The organism is Sporosarcina gallistercoris (genome assembly GCF_014836415.1).
Lineage (GTDB): Bacteria > Bacillota > Bacilli > Bacillales_A > Planococcaceae > Sporosarcina > Sporosarcina gallistercoris.
In genome coordinates, this window is record NZ_JACSQY010000001.1 from 351,965 (window position 1) to 368,866 (window position 16,902).

Consider the following 16,902-nt stretch of genomic DNA (forward strand, 5'->3'; position numbering starts at 1 on the left):
TCGATCTGCCCCTTTACATAGATTTCGTAAGAACGTGCTTGTTCTTCATGAAATAATCCAATCCCGACCATATTGTAAAGAAGAGACAAATGTATAACATGATTGTGCCAAAAGGAACGTTGATGGCTTCAAAGAAGATATTATTCAACAACAGCGATGAAATCGCCAGGATTTGAGTGACTGTTTTAATTTTCCCTAGCTGATTTGCAGCTACTACTTCCCCTTCACCTGCTAATAGAAGCCGTAATCCGGTAACCGCAAATTCACGGCTAATGATAATAATGACAACCCATGAAGGTGCTAATCCGAATTCAACCAGGATGATGAATGCCGCAGAGACAAGTAATTTGTCTGCAAGGGGATCCAAGAACTTCCCCATATTGGTAACTAAGTTATGTTTTCTGGCAATGTATCCATCCAGCCAATCCGTTACAGAAGCGAAAATGAATAGCAGTCCCCCTATGAATTGTTCTATAGATAGTTCAGTTCCTCCGATAGTAAGATTCCCCATACCGAAGTCAGCTAACATGAATACGATGAATACAGGAATTAGCAAAACGCGCGAAACGGTTATTTTATTCGGCAAGTTCATGTTTTAAGCACCCTCTTTTCGTTAGATTTACTCTTTGAAAAGCCCTGCCTTTCAGCAGGGCTTAAAGAAAATAGTCATCTTCGCAGATGACTATTTTCATTTTTTATATTCAATAATAATATTTTGAGTGACCGTATCATTCGGGTAAGTAAGCGGCTCTCCATTTACAAGAATTTCTGTAAATTGAGTTCGCCCTACACGAACTCTGGCAGACTGTTGGTCTGTCAAATCGAGTTCCTCTGTTTCCCCGTTTTTCATGACACGCGCGCCATTGGGTAGAAGTTCCTGACCGTTTTGATTGGTAACGCCGATCCATGATTCTCCGCCATCTTTCACTTTGATGGACAATGTGAAGGTGTCTGATTTCTCCAGCGCAAACGTTGTTGTTGGCCCGTTTACAGCGCCCTGTGTAAGCGTCTGTTCAGGTGCTGGTACTTCCTCAGGTTTCTCTTCCGGTTCTTCTGGCTCATCATCTTTAGCCGAAGTATCTTTACCCTCTTCATCTTTATTCACATCAGTTTTAGGTTCATCTTGTTTGTTGTTATCAACTGTAATCTCATCGGATGTCTCTAATTCTTCAGGTTTCGGAGTATTCGCCTGGTGTTTATAAAGAAATATAACGACAGCAAGAATGACGATGATGAACAGGGCGGTAATGATTTTAGGAAGAACTTCATTCATTCTGCCAGATTTCATGTAACCTGCTTTTTGTGACAACTGGGGAGCACTGCGTTGAATTTCCTCTTCTTTCATTTGTTCCGAAGATTCGTTCTCACGGTACAATGACAACATTTCTTGTGCTTCCAACCCAACCGCTTCAGCGTATTGCTTAATGAATGCCCGCACATAAAAAGAGCCTGGCATCATACTGTAGTCTTCGTTTTCAATTCCAGCCAAATACCGTTTCTGAATCTTAGTAATTGCTTGTAAGTCATCCAAGGTATATCCATTTGCTTTTCTCGCCTCTTTAAGGCGATCGCCTAAACCGGACAACTTTATCACCTGCCTGTTTTAAAAATTGAACATCCCTAAGCCGCCCGCGCCATCACGGCCAGAAGTCAATCCGTTGTTTTGGATGACCTCGTATGTAATCTCCTGATCGGGTGTTGTACGCAGTTCGATAATGTAATCAAAATCTTCGATTGAATATTCCGAGTGTTGGACGAACATATCAGGATGCTCAACAACTTTAGTTGAAGGGAGTCGCATCATTTCACGAACTAATTGCATATGACGTTCATCTTCCGCGTTCCTCGTAACAATACCATCTAGAATGAAAATATTATCTTTTGAAAATTCATCACCCATTAAACTGTTGCGGACCGTCTGTTTAATCATCGTGGACGAAAGAAAAATCCACTTTTTGTTTGCACAGACACTGGCAGCGACGACAGATTCAGTTTTGCCGACCCGCGGCATTCCTCTGATCCCGACAAGCTTATGGCCCTCTGTTTTAAAGATTTCCGCCATGAAGTCGACAAGAACTCCTAACTCGCTTCGGAGGAATCTGAAAGTCTTCCGTTCATCGACTGTACGCTGGATGTACCGTCCGTGCCGTACAGCGAGAACGTCCCGCAGCTTCGGTTCCCTGATTTTACGGATTTCAATCTGCTCCATGGTTGAAGCGATCAATTCAAACCGTCTGATTTGGTCATCGTCTTCTGTCCGCACAAGCATACCACGTGTATCGCCATCCACTCCATTGATAGTGACAATATTGACTCGGAGCATCCCAAGCAGTGTAGCAATATCTCCCAAAAGACCGGGACGATTCACTTGTAATTTGTATTCCAGATACCACTCACCCAACGGAATCCCTCCTTCGTCTGTTCACCATTCATTGGATAGGACGCAAAAAACAACAGCTTAGTTTCTATAATAGCTGAATTAGTCCATGAGTGAAAGCGAAAAACTAAAACAAGGAGATCCGGTTGACCATGAACTGGTCAGATATACCAGCCGCCATTCAACTTCAGGATCTCCCCAGTCATATAATCAGCCTTGCCACTCGTTAAAAAAACGACAAGATCGGCTACTTCTTCAGGTCTTCCAGGGACCATTAGCGGAATCTCTTCCATGACCATTTGTCTCTCATCTTCCGGAATTTCTTCATTCATCCTTGTTTCAATCCAGCCAGGTGCAATTCCATTGACGCGTATTCCGCCATACGCTGCTTCCTTTGCATAAGCTTTCACAAACGCATGCTGGGCACCTTTGACACTTGAGTACATCACTTCACCCGCTGCTCCCGTGTTGCCCCATATCGAGCCGATAAAGACGATATACGATCTTGTATAAGAACGCAACCCAGCAGAAAGTAAACTAATCAGACGGACTGGATTTTGGACGTGCACTCGCCATAACGACTCCATATCTTGTTCCGTTGTTTCTGATAAGAGTTTCAGCATCGATTGCCCATTCGCTACAATAATAGCAGACACATCAGTCAACTGGGCAGCCAGACGTTCAGCTGCCCCTAACTGACCAAAATCTGAATGGACATATTGAAAATCACTGGACGGATAGTTTGCGGTTAGCTCTTTTTGAAGCTGTTGAATCATATCATCCCCACTATTGTAGTGCATGTACAAAGACCAGCCTTCTGATGCCATCTTTTTGCAGATAGCTTCGCCGATTCCACCAGACGCACCGAGCACAAGGGCACGGCGTCGAGTACTCACTTCGATTGCTCCGAAGGATGGATTGTCATAATCGTTTGACCATCTTCATAATAAAGATCCTCAAAGGCAGCTTTCAGCTGATCTGTTGTTAACCCTTCCAATACCGGGACGACGTCAAACAAGTTCATCTCATTGAAGTTGTAATGCGTGAACTGATTTGCGATATACTCAGGGGAATTCAAGGCTCTCATAAATAATCCGATTCGTTTTTTGCGAATTCTCTCAAGCTGATCTTCTGTAATGGACCAGTTATTTTTCGCATCCTCAAGAACATTTATTATCAGCTTTTCTAACTCCTCCGGCTTTTCAGTATCAGAGCCAATCGCTGCAAAACCGAATCCGTTTTCCAGATTGAACTCATAAGAGAACGTTTCATCGATCAAGCCCTCATTATAGGCTTTCGTATAGAACTCAGAAGATCTTCCGAACAATATATCCAGCGTCACATCAGATGCCAATTCCCGGACCAGCATTTCTTTTCCAGACATATCGGTATGACGGCACTTTGTTCCTACCATTAACTTAGGTTTGGCTACGTCCATGTACAGTTCACTACGTTTTTTGGCAGCGTGATCAGGCTCATCCGGGAAACTGCGAACTACAGGCTCCGGTGCTTCAAATGTTTTCGCTTGCTGATCTTGCTCTACAAACTTCAGCATTTTATCAGGGTCCACGTTCCCTACGGCAAAGAACACCATATTGGATGGATGATAAAATGTTTCATAACACTCATATAGATGCTCCGCTGTAATGTCTTGAATCGTTTCCACAGTTCCAGCAATGTCGATACGGACTGGATGATTTTCAAACAAGTTTTCGATAGTACCAAAGTATTGTCGCCAATCCGCCTGGTCATCATACATGGTAATCTCTTGAGCGATGATCCCTTTTTCCTTCTCAACCGTTTTTTCGGTGAAGTACGGTTGTTGGACAAAGTCGAGTAACGTCTTCGTATTCTCATATAACTCGGATGTCGATGAAAACAAATACGATGTCCGGGTGAAGGAAGTGAATGCGTTCGCTGCAGCTGCGTTTTCACTGAACTGCTGGAACACATCTCCATCTTCTTTCTCAAACATTTTGTGCTCGAGGAAGTGTGCAATCCCGTCAGGCACCGTTACAAGTTCTTTACCGCCACGAGGAATGAAAGACCGGTCCACGGAACCATATTTCGTTGTAAACGTCACATACGTCTTTGAGAACCCTTCTTTCGGCAGAACATACACGTCAAGCCCATTATCAAGTTTCTGATGATAGAGTGTTTCTTGCAATTGATCAAAATGAATTTTATTCATGGTCCATTGCCTCCCTTCCGGAAAGAAGATATGTGATTTCTTTCGTCAGTACCGCAGCCATTTGCTGGATATCCTCTTTCGTTACGCGCTCCCATTCTTCAATAAGCTTATCTGCAGTAAAGTTTTCATCCAATAACTTATACTGGTCGTAAATTTCGATCTGCCCCTTAGCAGAATCGAATGAACTACGGATGCTGTTTGACAATAGCGCAAGCGTTTGGCGAATTTCCAAGTCGGAAATATCCCCATCTCTAAGCGCTTCGATCTGTTGATCAATCAGCGCAGCTGTCTTTTCTTCTTGTTCAGCATCAATTCCTGACATGACATAAAGCAATCCATAATGAGACGCATATGAGCTTGAACAATAATAAGCAAGGCTCTCTTTCTCCCGAACATTGATAAACAACTTACTATGGGCGAATCCACCTAATACGCCGTTCATCATCTGCATTTTCGGGTAATCGGGATGCTTGAAACCTACAGGAGTGCTGAATGCCATATTCAGCTTACCTTGCTTCATATCTTGTTTTTCACGGATATGTTTGACAGTCGGGACATACCCGTCCTGTTTCCCAGCTTCAGCAGGCATGGATTTGCGGGTCCTTTGTGTAAAAGGGAAGAGTGTTTGTGCACGCTCTGTCAACTGTTTTGTATCTACGTCTCCAAGAATATAAATGTCGATCGTATCTTCGTTCAACATCTGATCGTACGTTGTTTTTAAAGACTCCTTAGTTATAGCCGAGACCGCTTTTTCCGTTCCGGAAGCGGATAGTGATGCTGGCTGCCCTGAGCGGATCAGTTCAAGCATCCGCTTGTTTGCATACCGGGTTTTATCATTATAGACGGATCCAATACGATCAATAACTGTCTGTTTTTCTCTTTCTACTATTGCTCCGTCAAAAACGCCATCGTTCAAATTCGGTTTAAACAAACTCTCTGTAACGAGTGTGAGTAGCTGCTCGAAGACAGGGACATCGGGATTGCGCAAATACTCTTCGTTTACGCTCTCCGCATAAATCGTAAAGATATGCTCGTTCCCTCTTTTACTTGTGTCTGTATAGTATACAGCGCCATATAGTTCTTCCAGCGCTTGCCGCAATTTTGTCCGTGTCGGGTATTGTGCAGATGAATCCTCCAGCACATTGGCAAGTACTGTACGCGCCGCTGCACTTTCTTCTGTCAAAGGAGCTGTGAATTTAATGGCTACACTTACAGTTTTAAACTGCGCAGTTTGACGTGTGTACAAATTCACGCCAGATTGAAGTTCTGTTTTATGGAACATGCAAAAAAACACCTCGATCTCTAGGATAAGTATATGGTATGATTCTCACGCAATTTGCGTGTTCAAGTAGTATGCTTCTTTCCAACTTCACTATACATTTCCAAACGTTCTCATACAAGTGAATGGTTTCATCAAAAAACTGCCCGAAGAGTCCTAGGACGGACAATTCGGGCAGTAAATGATTATCGGGATCCTTTGATGTATGGATCTCCAAGGGCTTTTGGTCCATTCGCTTTTCCGATAAATCCAGCAAGCGCAATAATCGTAAGTGCGTAAGGCAAAATATACAAGAATACAGACGGCACATTTTCCATGAATGGAATGCCGGAAGAACTGATAGCAAGTGCTTGAGCAAAGCCGAAGAACAACGCTGCTCCCATCGCACCGATCGGATGCCACTTTCCGAAGATCATAGCAGCCAATGCCATGAATCCTTGACCATTGATTGTCGCGTGTCCAAAATCATTTGTCATGGTTTGTGCATAGACAGCGCCACCCATACCAGCGAGTCCGCCGGAAATAATCACGGCAATATAACGGATCCGTTTGACTTTAATCCCCATCGTATCCGCTGCCATAGGGTGTTCTCCTACAGAACGGAGACGCAAACCGAATGGCGTCTTAAAGATGATAAACCAGGCAAGGATTGCAACGACAACAGCTAAAATGGAGGAACCATAAACTGACTTGAAGAACATGGGTCCAATTACCGGAATGTCCTGCAGAAAAGGAATATTGAACCGCGGTATTTTTTTCTGGATAAAGTCAGTCTGTCCTTTTCCATAAATCATTTTTACTGAGAACAAAGCAATTGCTATCCCTAGCAAGTTAATCGCAACACCCGATACGACCTGATCGGCACGGAAAGAAATCGAAGCGACTGCGTGCATGAGGGAGAAAATTGCCGATACGAGCATTGCAGCTAAAATTGACACCCATGGCGTCCACGCTCCGAACGTATCTACATAAAACAGGTTGAAGACGATTCCTACGAACGCCCCCATCACCATCAGTCCTTCGAGACCAATATTGATGACACCCGAGCGTTCAGAGAACACACCGCCAATCGCGGTGAAAATTAGAGGCGCAGCGTAAGCAATCGATATTGGAACGATGAAATATAGTATATCGAGAAAGCCACCCATCTTACTTCGCCTCCTTTTTCTTGCCAATTCGTTGTAATCCAACGCGGATAACATAACCAGATGCTACAAAGAAGATGATTAACGCAATGACAATTGATACAATTTCAATCGGGATATTAGCAGCATTCGGCATATTGTTTGCTCCATATTTAAGCGAACCGAACAAGCTTGCTCCGAAAACTACGCCAAGTGGAGTATTTGCACCTAACAAAGCAACTGCAATTCCGTCAAAGCCGATTCCTGTGAATCCTGCACGTGTAGACATGTTACCGAATGTTCCAAGGGCTTCCATCGCGCCGCCTAGACCAGCGAACGCTCCTGAAATGACCATGGCCATCACAATATTTCTTTTAACACTCATACCTGCATATTGTGCAGCATTTTCATTGAATCCTACTGATTTCAATTCGTATCCCAGCTTCATTCTTTCCAGGATGAACCACATGATGAATACCATGAAGAGTGCTACAAAGATCCCGTAGTGAAGCGTTGAAAAATCTGTTAGCTCAGAAAGGAAATCTGATCGTAGTGATGCGGTATCTTGGATTTTATCCGTTTTAAATCCGCCATCAGCTACAACCTTAATAAGTGCATTGACTAAATGCAATGCAATATAGTTCATCATAATCGTGACGATTACTTCGTGGACCTTCAATGTTGCTTTCAGTATACCTGGAATCAGTCCCCAAAGAGCTCCTGCCGCTGCAGCCGCTAACAATGCAAGTGGCAAGTGGATGATCTTCGGCAATTCAAAAGCCATACCGACGTATGCCGCTGCAAACCAACCTACGATTAGCTGACCTTCCACTCCGATATTGAATAGGCCGGTCCGGAAAGCAAACGCAACCGCTAGTCCAGCAAGGATATATGGACTGATTTGACGAATGGTTTCCCCGATTGCATAGGAATCTCCAAAAATACCGTTCCAAAGCGCACTATAACCAGCCACTGGATCGTAGCCACTAACAAGCATGACAACCGCTCCGACTAGTAATCCGAGAATAATTGAAATTACGGGAACGAGCACATTTATTAATCGATTAGACATGGTTGTCATCACCTTCTTTCAATACAGCACCGTCACTGCCTTCAACAATTTCACTTTTGTTATGTCCTGCCATGAACAGACCGAGTTCTTGTTCACTCGTTTCAGCAGGAATTACCGTGTCGACAATTGCGCCATCATAAATAACAGCAATCTGATCGGATACATTCATTATTTCATCAAGCTCAAACGAAATTAGAAGAACCGCTTTCCCTTGATCACGTTGTTCAATTAGCCGTTTGTGGATAAATTCAATTGCACCTACGTCCAGACCCCTTGTAGGAAGTGCTGCAATCAGCAGATCAGGGTTCCGGTCCACTTCGCGGCCGATGATCAACTTCTGCTGATTTCCTCCGGAAAGAGCACGAGCAAGCTCGTGTTCACCTTGCGTCCGAACATCAAAATCCGAAATTAGTTTGTTCGCATGCTTTGTTACTTCCTTGTAATTCATAAGACCATTAGAAGAATACGGTTTTTGATAATAAGACTGCAATGCCGCATTGTATCCGACACTGAAATCCAAGACAAGTCCGTGTTTATGACGGTCTTGCGGGATATGACCTAATCCGTTTTCGGTAATTTGTCTAGGGTTCTTATTCGTAACGTCTTTATCGCCCATTATGATTTTCCCGGATTTCACTTTCCGGAGTCCTGTAATCGCTTCGATCAACTCGGACTGGCCGTTGCCATCAATTCCAGCTAGACCGACAATTTCACCCCGACGAACGGAAAGGTTCAAGTTTTTCACTTTTTCAATACCGCGATAATCTGTCACGACCAAGTTTTCAATCTTCAAAATTTCTTCTGTAGGATGAGATGGACCTTTTTCTGTTTTAAACGTCACTTGACGTCCAACCATTAGCGTTGCAAGTTCTTCAGGATTCGATTCAGCAGTTGTAACCGTTCCGATTCCTTCCCCTTTGCGGATGACCGTTACACGATCTGAAACTGACATGATTTCTTGCAGTTTGTGAGTGATGAGAATGATCGACTTTCCTTCTTCGATCAATTTGTGCATGATTCTGATTAATTCATCGATTTCCTGTGGCGTCAAGGATGCTGTCGGCTCGTCAAAAATCAGAATTTCCGCTCCGCGATAAAGTGTTTTCAGAATTTCAACACGTTGCTGCATCCCGACCGATATGTCTTCAATCTTTGCATGCGGGTCAACATCCAATCCGTACAGCTTCGAAATTTCCGCTACTTTCTTTGCAGAGTCTTTGATGTTAAGCATACCCATTTTGGTAGGTTCGCTGCCGAGGATAATATTTTCAGTCACTGTTAAATTCTCAACAAGCATAAAGTGTTGGTGAACCATCCCGATGCCTAAATCATTTGCTACATTAGGATCTGTGATGTCCACTTTTTTTCCTTTGACTCTAATCTCTCCGCCATCTGGCTGATATAGACCGAATAATACGTTCATCAATGTTGACTTACCTGCACCATTCTCGCCGAGAAGCGCATGAATCTCGCCTTTTTGCAACTGAAGAGTAATATTATTATTCGCATAGAAAGTGCCGAATTTCTTTTTAATATTCAGCATCTCGATGACGTATTCCACTGATCTCACTTCCTTGCTTATAGTTTCTACTAATTTAGTTTGTTAAATTAACACAATAAAAGATTCCAAAAAGAACCTTTTAGTCTGGCAATTTAAGTATTTTCCCTTTTGGTTATGTATACAAAAATAACGAAGGCCGGTATGAACCGGCCCTCATTCTTCTCATTGAGAGTCCTCTTACTTTTCACCTGGAACTTCGACTTTACCATCGGAAATATCTTTGCTGTACTTCTCGATTTCAGCAAGTACGTCTTCAGGAATCGCACCGCGTGAATCTGCAAGTGCTACACCTTCATCTTTCAACCCGTAAACTTTTGTTTCGCCGCCAGGGAATTTCCCTTCTTTAGAAAGCTTAGCGATATCGTTTACTGCGTTGTCAACTCGCTTCAACATTGAAGTCAATGTTACGTTATCGTCTCCAACTTGACCTTCGTCGTACTGGTCAGAGTCAACTCCGATTACCCATACATATGCATCCTTGTCAGCTGTTTTACGTTCTTTCGCTTCACTGAATACACCGTTACCGCTGCCGCCAGCTGCGTGGAAGATAATATCTACGCCTGAAGAATACATACGGTTTGCAGCTGCTTTACCTAGTTCCGCTTTATCAAATGCACCTGTGTACTGAACGTCTACTTTCAGGTCCGGCTTAACGGCTTTAACACCTTCAAGGAAACCAACTTCAAAACGTTCGATTACCGGAATTTCCATACCACCAACAAAACCGATTTTATCGGATTTAGTCATTAGAGCTGCAGCAACACCTGCAAGGTAAGCTCCTTCTTGTTCTTTAAAGAGTACGCTTGCTACGTTTGGCTGTTCAACAACACCATCAATGATTGCAAACTCAGTATCTTTTTGCTGTTGAGCAATTGTATCAATTGCATCTTCCATAAGGAATCCAACACCAAAGATCAAGTTGAAATCACGTCGAGCGAGCGCGTTAAGGTTTGTTGTATAGTCTGCATCACTTTGTGATTGCAAGTAGTCAAATCCTCCGTCGCCTTTTTTCAAGCTGTTTTCAGAACCGAAATCCTGAATACCTTTCCAAGCGGATTGGTTGAACGATTTGTCGTCAATACCGCCGACATCCGTGACCATTGCTAGAGAGAATTCAGATGCATTGCCTCCGTCAGAAGATGAACCTTTGTCACTACCCTTGCTTTCTTCTTTGTCTGAACCACAAGCTCCCAAAACTGTACCTGCAGCAAGTACAAGGGACAGTGCAAGACCAAATCTGCGTTTACTCATTTTGTGACCTCCCCATTTATATGTTGGTATGATTATGGCGAAATCGCCTTATACCCGTTTCCGGACCACATGGAAGCTGAATTTGTCAGCTCGAAAATAGTTCTTGGAATACAAGACCATTTCACCAGTTTCCGTGTAGTGTTTTTGTAGCAATACAAGCAATGGGACATCCACACCACACCTAAGTATGGAAGATGCTTCTTGGTCGTATCCTACAGGTTCAATATGCGCAATCGCTTGGGTAATGTGAATTTCCCCATTCTTTTCCAGCGCATCGAAAATCGAATGCTTCATCAGAGCTGTCGCTTCCGTTTGAAGATTCTTTTTGTTTACTTGGTCCACACAATATACGACGGGTTCACCGTCTGCGGTTCGAACTCTTTTAATTGTAACAATGGAGTCCTCCTTGTGGCAATCGAACTTTTCCATACTCTCTTCAGTTGCAAGTGTGTCGGAAACTTCAAGGAAAATCGTTCCGGGTTCCATACCGGCTGCACGGATCATGGAAGAAACACTAGATAGCTCTTCAATACCTGAAGTGAATAATGGACGCGCTTTCAAAAACGTCCCCACTCCGTGTTTACGAACAATGATTTTCTCTTCTTCCAATACACGGAGCGCTTCCCGCAATGTCGCACGACTTACACCTAACGTCCTAGCCAGTTCAAACTCCGAAGGGAATTTTTCATTTTCTTTAAACACGCCGGCTTCAATGTCCTGCTTAATATGCTCGATGACTTGGACATATAAATGTCTTTGGTCTGCCTTTATCATCAACCCATCTCCCTCCGGCCGAGGTCAGACCTCTGATGTTTAACATCGTTCTATTCACCCATACTATAACATTTAATGAAGAGAAAATAAACATCGTTTCAAAAAAAACATTTTCAATCCTTGCTTATTGTCCTGAATCTGACAAATTCCTGTGCTACATGTCTGCTGAATCTTTTCCTACTAAAACTTGTCTCGGCTTACTGCCTTCAGGCGGCCCTACAACACCGCGCATTTCCATCTGATCGACAATACGTGCTGCTCGTGAATACCCTACACGAAAACGTCTTTGTAATAAGGAAACAGAAGCAGTTTGCATTTCCACTACTAATTGCACCGCATCGTCATAAAGCTCATCTGTTTCTTCATCTTGAGGCACATCATCGATTTCTGAAGGGATCATCTCTTCCTGATACTGCGCTTTTTGTTGTTGTATGACAAAGTCGACGACAGCTTCCACTTCCCGATCAGAAACGAAAGCCCCTTGAACACGCGTTGGTTTGGAAGCACCAGCCGGAAGGAAGAGCATATCCCCTCTGCCCAAAAGTTTTTCCGCGCCGCCACTATCGAGAATCGTCCGGGAATCGATTGCAGATGAGACCGCGAATGCAATTCTGGATGGAATATTCGCTTTGATAATTCCAGTAATGACATCTACACTAGGCCTCTGTGTTGCGATTATCAAATGGATGCCTGCAGCTCTCGCCATTTGAGCGAGTCGTGTGATCGCATCTTCCACGTCATTGGATGCAACCATCATCAAATCTGCAAGCTCGTCCACAATGACGACGATATAGGGCATTTTCGGATGCTTTTCCTCATTTTCTTCATTCCATGTGTCAATATGAGAGTTATAGCCTTCGATATTCCTTGTACCTGTATGGGAAAACAGCTCATAGCGTCTTTCCATTTCAGACACGACTTTCTTCAACGCTTGCGCCGCTTTCCTTGGATCAGTGACGACAGGAGCCAATAGATGGGGGATCCCATTGTAGACATTCAATTCAACCATTTTAGGATCTATCATCATCATTTTCACTTCGTGGGGTTTGGCCCTCATAATAATGCTTATGATAATTCCATTTACGCAAACACTCTTACCACTGCCAGTGGCTCCCGCAATAAGCACATGCGGCATCTTGTTCAATTCCGAGAGCATCGCTTCTCCCGTAACATCCCGTCCTAATGCAATAAGCAGTTTAGAATCGGGCCGGTTATTTTCCTTCGCTTCCAACACTTCCCGTAAACTGACGACTGCAACTGATGTATTCGGAACTTCAATCCCTACGGCAGATTTCCCAGGAATAGGTGCTTCAATCCGGATTCCACTTGCTGCTAATGCCAGCGCAATATCATCCGCCAAACTGACGATCCTGCTCACTTTCACGCCGGTATCCGGCAGTACTTCATATTTAGTTACAGCAGGTCCTAAATGGACTTGTGTAACACGTGCCTTGACACCGAAACTGTGAAATGTCCGCTCCAACTTTTGCGCGTTCGCTTGAATTGCATTGTATTCTCCTGATTGGTCATTTTCAGGTGGCTGTTTTAATAAGTTGAACGATGGCAATTGATACGATTCGTTCTCCTCTTCCCCAGAAACACCTTGGTAGGGATTTTTGGATACTTCCACAGTATCAGTTTCCTGCATGTCTGAACGCGGTAAAGGTTCCGTATCTTTTGCAGCTGGCGTTTCCACTTCATCATTCCGCTCATTGAATGCTGATATGATCGGCTGAACATAGGGTTCGTCCTCTTCAGGAACGGTAATCATAGGACGCAATACTGGTTCACTTTCTTGACTATTTTCCTTCTGGTGCTTGCTTGAGCGTGTGGCACGAGTTGGTTTTGGTTTCTTTTCCGGTACCGCTTTAGGTGCAGTCCTCAAGTTAATGCCTTTCAACTTCTGTTTAACTGATGAAAATGCACGGGGAAACCACTCAGCAAGATAGGGCGCCAGCGCTTTCCCTGAGATGAGAATCAGCCCTGTCAATAACAGCAATACGCCTGCGACTGTAGCACCTGCAGAATCGAAGAGCGAATAGAACATCGCAAATAGGACGGCTCCAATCATGCCGCCTCCAAGCGTTCCACTTCTAGTACTAATCCCTCCATTTGAGATAAGTACTTTCCATGTTTCCTTGAGTGCAGAATCTGTCATGAGGACACGGCTAGCAGACAGTTCTTTGAATAACAAAATATGGCTGAATAAGAGCAGACTTGCGAGTATGCAGAGACTTCCTCCGACAATCCGGTTTTTCCAACCAAGTTCTCCTCGTTTCACCATAAACAGTAACGCTTGGACAATCAGGATGAACGGCAAAGCTGCATGCCAATTTCCGAATAGGAATCTACCGAATGAGCCTAGTCCTCTCCCTACGACTCCGAATTCAAAAATCATGATGACAGCCAGTGCAAGCATCGCTAATCCGATTACTTCGAATAAAAGCGGATTTAAAGGGGATTTCCCTTTTTTCTTACTGGCTGCCCGTTTCTTTTTCTTTTTTGAGACTTTCTTAGACATACTGTACCTCCTTTTTGCGAAAAAAGGATTTCCTGCCTGACGGCAAGGAAATCCTTTAGTAGAATCTTTTGATCAATACTCCATAATAATTGGAATGATCATTGGTCGTCTCTTCGTTTGCTGATACAAATAAGAGCTGAGGGTGTCTCGGATCTCTTGTTTAATGTTTGTCCATTCAAACGTTTCTTTATTCACATATTTTTCTACAATTTTACGGATCAGATTGGATGCTTCTTCTAACAACTCTTCGGATTCACGAACGTAGACAAATCCACGGGAGACAATCTCCGGCCCTGCTGCAATCTTCTTTTGCTTGCGGCTTAATGTAATGACGATTGTAAAGATTCCATCCTGAGATAGGAGTTTACGATCCCTTAAGACAATATTCCCGACGTCTCCTACACCAATTCCGTCAATCAAGATATTTCCTGCAGTAACACGGCCGCTCATACGGATCTTACCATTCTTGTATTCAACGATATCGCCTTTATCGGCAATGAAGATTTGGTTTTTGCGCATACCGACCTCTTGTGCAAGTTTCGAGTGTGCAATCAGCATTCTGTATTCACCCGTCACCGGAATGAAGTTCTTTGGCTGCATCAGATTGAGCATCATTTTGAGATCTTCCTGACTGCCGTGCCCTGAAACATGGACATTGCGGGCTGACGTCAATACCGTTGCCCCTGTTTTCGCAAGTTCGTTCATCATTGAATAGACGGAGACTTCCGATCCTGGTGACGGCGTCACAGTTATCAATACCGTATCCGTTTCTTTAATACGGATATCCCGATGATGTTTACGAACAATCTTTTCAAGTGCTTCCAACGGTTCACCTTGGTTGCCCGTTAAGATAATAACGACTTCGCTATCGTCATAGTTCCCGATATCTTTCACAGAAACAACGATATCCTCGCCCACATTCAAATAACCTAGTTTTACACCGACTTCAAAATAGCTTTCCAAGCTTTTCCCGACAACAGCCACTTTCTTACCTGTCTCAGCAGCCTTATCTAATACTTGCTGGATCCGAAGAAAATTCGAAGCGTAGACTGCCACTAGAATTCTTCCTTCAGCACCATAGAAAGTCTTTGATAGTTGGTTTTCGACTACAGTTTCCGATGTTGTATAACCAGGACGCTCAGCTTCAGTTGAATCGGACATTAAAATGAATACACCCTCTTCGCCAAGAGCTGCCATTTTCCCAAGATCAGGCTTATAAGGCCCTTTAGCCGCCTGGTCAAATTTGAACTCTCCAGTGTGAACGATTGCTCCTTCACTCGTATGGAACACGATGCCAAGTGCATCTGGAATACTATGAGTCGTATTGAAAAACGTCACATATGTCTGTTTGAAATTCATGCGGCTCTTCGTAGACACTTCGAAGAACTTCACATTAGTAGGGGCAGGCATCACTTTCAAATGCTCTTTCGCAAGAGCAAGTGTTAGTTTCGAACCGTAAACTGGAGCTTGTACCTTTTGAAGTAAATACGCAATTGCTCCGATTGCATCCTCATGTCCGTGTGTTAAGAAAATCCCTTTGACACGATCTTTGTTTTCTTCGAGGTACGTCATATCCGGAATTACGAAATCGATTCCCAGCATTTCTTCCTCCGGGAACATCAGGCCCGCATCGACAACAAATAATTCATCGTCGATTTCTACCACATACATCGACTTCCCTAATTCTCCCACTCCGCCAAGCGGAATGACTTTAATTACTTCATTTTTGACTTTAGTCACATTGTTTCCTCCTATAAAAAATTCCCGCGCTAAACGACTAGTTCTCATTATACTTGACGGAGCAGTTCTGCACAAACAAAAAAAGCCGGCAGTCTCGCCGGCTATTCCCTTTTCGAATCGAATTGTTGTTTAAACGTTTGCATTGTAAGGTTCAAATAAGTATCCTCACCTGCAATTCCGACAAGAGGAAGTCGTACATCTCCCACCGGAAGACCAGCCCTTTTCAAAAGATATTTAATGGGGACCGGATTAGGTTTTGAGAATACAGCATGAAAGAGAGGCATGAGTATTTGGTGATGTGTCGCAGCACTGGCGGTGTTCCCATTACGAAAATCGGCGATCATACGCTGCATCTCAAGTCCTGCAATATGTGAAGATACAGAAATGACTCCCTCTCCCCCAATTGCCAACAGCGGTAATGTTAGCGCATCATCCCCGCTGTAGACACTAAAAGTATCGTCTGTTCCTTCAATAATTGCAGCCATTTGTGCCAAGTCTCCGCTCGCTTCTTTCACTGCTTCAATGTTCGTTATTTTTGATAATCGAATCACTGTTTCTGCGGACAGATTCACCCCCGACCTCCCAGGGATGTTGTAAAGCAAAATCGGAAGTGATGTATTTTCTGCAATTGTTTTAAAATGTTCGTACATTCCGTTTTGATCGGGCTTATTATAATAAGGGACGACAAGCATGACACCGTCTGCACCAAGCAGTTCGGCTCGTTTCGTCGCCCGTATGGAAGCTTGGGTATCATTGCTTCCTGTACCAGCAATGACAGGGATCCGTCCATTCACGATCGAAATCGTATGAACGAGCAACCGCTCTTTTTCTTCTTCTGACAAAGTAGGTGATTCTCCAGTCGTTCCATTGACAATGAGCGAATTTGTTCCGTTATCGATTAAGTGATTTATCAGAAGTGTTGTCACTTCATAGTCAATTTTACCATCTTCGTTGAACGGTGTGACCATCGCTGTACCAATCGAACCTAACTTCACTCGCACCATTCCTTTAC

14 protein-coding genes are annotated in these 16,902 nt (G+C 43.6%); all 14 read right to left on the bottom strand.

The window, feature by feature from the left end; genetic code table 11:
- Positions 1 to 13: 13 nt before the first annotated feature.
- The 14 genes from pgsA to dapA all read right to left on the bottom strand — a co-directional run bounded on the left by pgsA (position 14) and on the right by dapA (position 16,894).
- The gene (pgsA, locus tag H9659_RS01790; RefSeq protein WP_191688187.1) at positions 14 to 592 is read right to left on the bottom strand and encodes a CDP-diacylglycerol--glycerol-3-phosphate 3-phosphatidyltransferase; all 579 of its coding nucleotides are present in this window, start codon (positions 590 to 592) and stop codon (positions 14 to 16) included.
- Positions 593 to 688: 96 nt separating this feature from the next.
- Positions 689 to 1,585, bottom strand: a complete 897-nt coding sequence (locus H9659_RS01795; protein ID WP_191688188.1) for a helix-turn-helix domain-containing protein — start codon at positions 1,583 to 1,585, stop codon at positions 689 to 691.
- A gap of 18 nt (positions 1,586 to 1,603) precedes the next feature.
- Complete coding sequence (locus tag H9659_RS01800) at positions 1,604 to 2,401, bottom strand: DUF3388 domain-containing protein (RefSeq protein ID WP_191688189.1); 798 nt, start codon at positions 2,399 to 2,401, stop codon at positions 1,604 to 1,606.
- A gap of 137 nt (positions 2,402 to 2,538) precedes the next feature.
- Entirely contained in the window at positions 2,539 to 3,273 is a 735-nt protein-coding gene (gene ymfI, locus H9659_RS01805; protein ID WP_191688190.1) for an elongation factor P 5-aminopentanone reductase, read from the bottom strand.
- Complete coding sequence (yfmH, locus tag H9659_RS01810) at positions 3,270 to 4,568, bottom strand: EF-P 5-aminopentanol modification-associated protein YfmH (protein WP_191688191.1); 1,299 nt, start codon at positions 4,566 to 4,568, stop codon at positions 3,270 to 3,272. The genes ymfI and yfmH overlap by 4 nt, the downstream gene beginning before the upstream one ends.
- The gene (yfmF, locus tag H9659_RS01815; protein WP_191688192.1) at positions 4,561 to 5,850 is read right to left on the bottom strand and encodes an EF-P 5-aminopentanol modification-associated protein YfmF; all 1,290 of its coding nucleotides are present in this window, start codon (positions 5,848 to 5,850) and stop codon (positions 4,561 to 4,563) included. Before yfmF ends, yfmH begins: the two co-directional genes overlap by 8 nt.
- Positions 5,851 to 6,032: 182 nt before the next feature.
- A complete protein-coding gene (locus tag H9659_RS01820) occupies positions 6,033 to 6,995 on the bottom strand; it encodes an ABC transporter permease (protein ID WP_191688193.1) in 963 nt (320 codons plus the stop codon).
- A 1-nt stretch (position 6,996) separates the two neighbouring features.
- Positions 6,997 to 8,043, bottom strand: a complete 1,047-nt coding sequence (locus H9659_RS01825) for an ABC transporter permease (RefSeq protein ID WP_191688194.1) — start codon at positions 8,041 to 8,043, stop codon at positions 6,997 to 6,999.
- Complete coding sequence (locus tag H9659_RS01830; RefSeq protein WP_191688195.1) at positions 8,036 to 9,604, bottom strand: ABC transporter ATP-binding protein; 1,569 nt, start codon at positions 9,602 to 9,604, stop codon at positions 8,036 to 8,038. Before H9659_RS01830 ends, H9659_RS01825 begins: the two co-directional genes overlap by 8 nt.
- A gap of 177 nt (positions 9,605 to 9,781) precedes the next feature.
- Positions 9,782 to 10,855, bottom strand: coding sequence for a BMP family lipoprotein (locus tag H9659_RS01835; protein ID WP_191688196.1), 1,074 nt, complete (start codon positions 10,853 to 10,855; stop codon positions 9,782 to 9,784).
- Between the two features lie 48 nt (positions 10,856 to 10,903).
- The gene (locus H9659_RS01840) at positions 10,904 to 11,632 is read right to left on the bottom strand and encodes a GntR family transcriptional regulator (RefSeq protein ID WP_191688197.1); all 729 of its coding nucleotides are present in this window, start codon (positions 11,630 to 11,632) and stop codon (positions 10,904 to 10,906) included.
- A 151-nt stretch (positions 11,633 to 11,783) separates the two neighbouring features.
- Positions 11,784 to 14,150 carry a DNA translocase FtsK gene (locus tag H9659_RS01845; RefSeq protein WP_191688198.1) on the bottom strand — a complete coding sequence of 789 codons (2,367 nt, stop codon included), beginning with the start codon at positions 14,148 to 14,150 and terminating at the stop codon, positions 11,784 to 11,786.
- 72 nt (positions 14,151 to 14,222) lie between these two features.
- Complete coding sequence (locus H9659_RS01850) at positions 14,223 to 15,890, bottom strand: ribonuclease J (RefSeq protein WP_191688199.1); 1,668 nt, start codon at positions 15,888 to 15,890, stop codon at positions 14,223 to 14,225.
- A gap of 101 nt (positions 15,891 to 15,991) precedes the next feature.
- The gene (gene dapA / locus H9659_RS01855; protein WP_225217588.1) at positions 15,992 to 16,894 is read right to left on the bottom strand and encodes a 4-hydroxy-tetrahydrodipicolinate synthase; all 903 of its coding nucleotides are present in this window, start codon (positions 16,892 to 16,894) and stop codon (positions 15,992 to 15,994) included.
- Positions 16,895 to 16,902 lie beyond the last annotated feature (8 nt).

Coding starts and splice junctions, on each gene's coding strand:
- pgsA (WP_191688187.1), bottom strand. CDS start 592: ATGAACTTGCCGAATAAAATAACCGTTTCGCGCGTTTTGCTAATTCCT.
- yfmH (WP_191688191.1), bottom strand. CDS start 4,568: ATGAATAAAATTCATTTTGATCAATTGCAAGAAACACTCTATCATCAG.
- yfmF (WP_191688192.1), bottom strand. CDS start 5,850: ATGTTCCATAAAACAGAACTTCAATCTGGCGTGAATTTGTACACACGT.
- H9659_RS01820 (WP_191688193.1), bottom strand. CDS start 6,995: ATGGGTGGCTTTCTCGATATACTATATTTCATCGTTCCAATATCGATT.
- H9659_RS01825 (WP_191688194.1), bottom strand. CDS start 8,043: ATGTCTAATCGATTAATAAATGTGCTCGTTCCCGTAATTTCAATTATT.
- H9659_RS01835 (WP_191688196.1), bottom strand. CDS start 10,855: ATGAGTAAACGCAGATTTGGTCTTGCACTGTCCCTTGTACTTGCTGCA.
- H9659_RS01845 (WP_191688198.1), bottom strand. CDS start 14,150: ATGTCTAAGAAAGTCTCAAAAAAGAAAAAGAAACGGGCAGCCAGTAAG.
- dapA (WP_225217588.1), bottom strand. CDS start 16,894: ATGGTGCGAGTGAAGTTAGGTTCGATTGGTACAGCGATGGTCACACCG.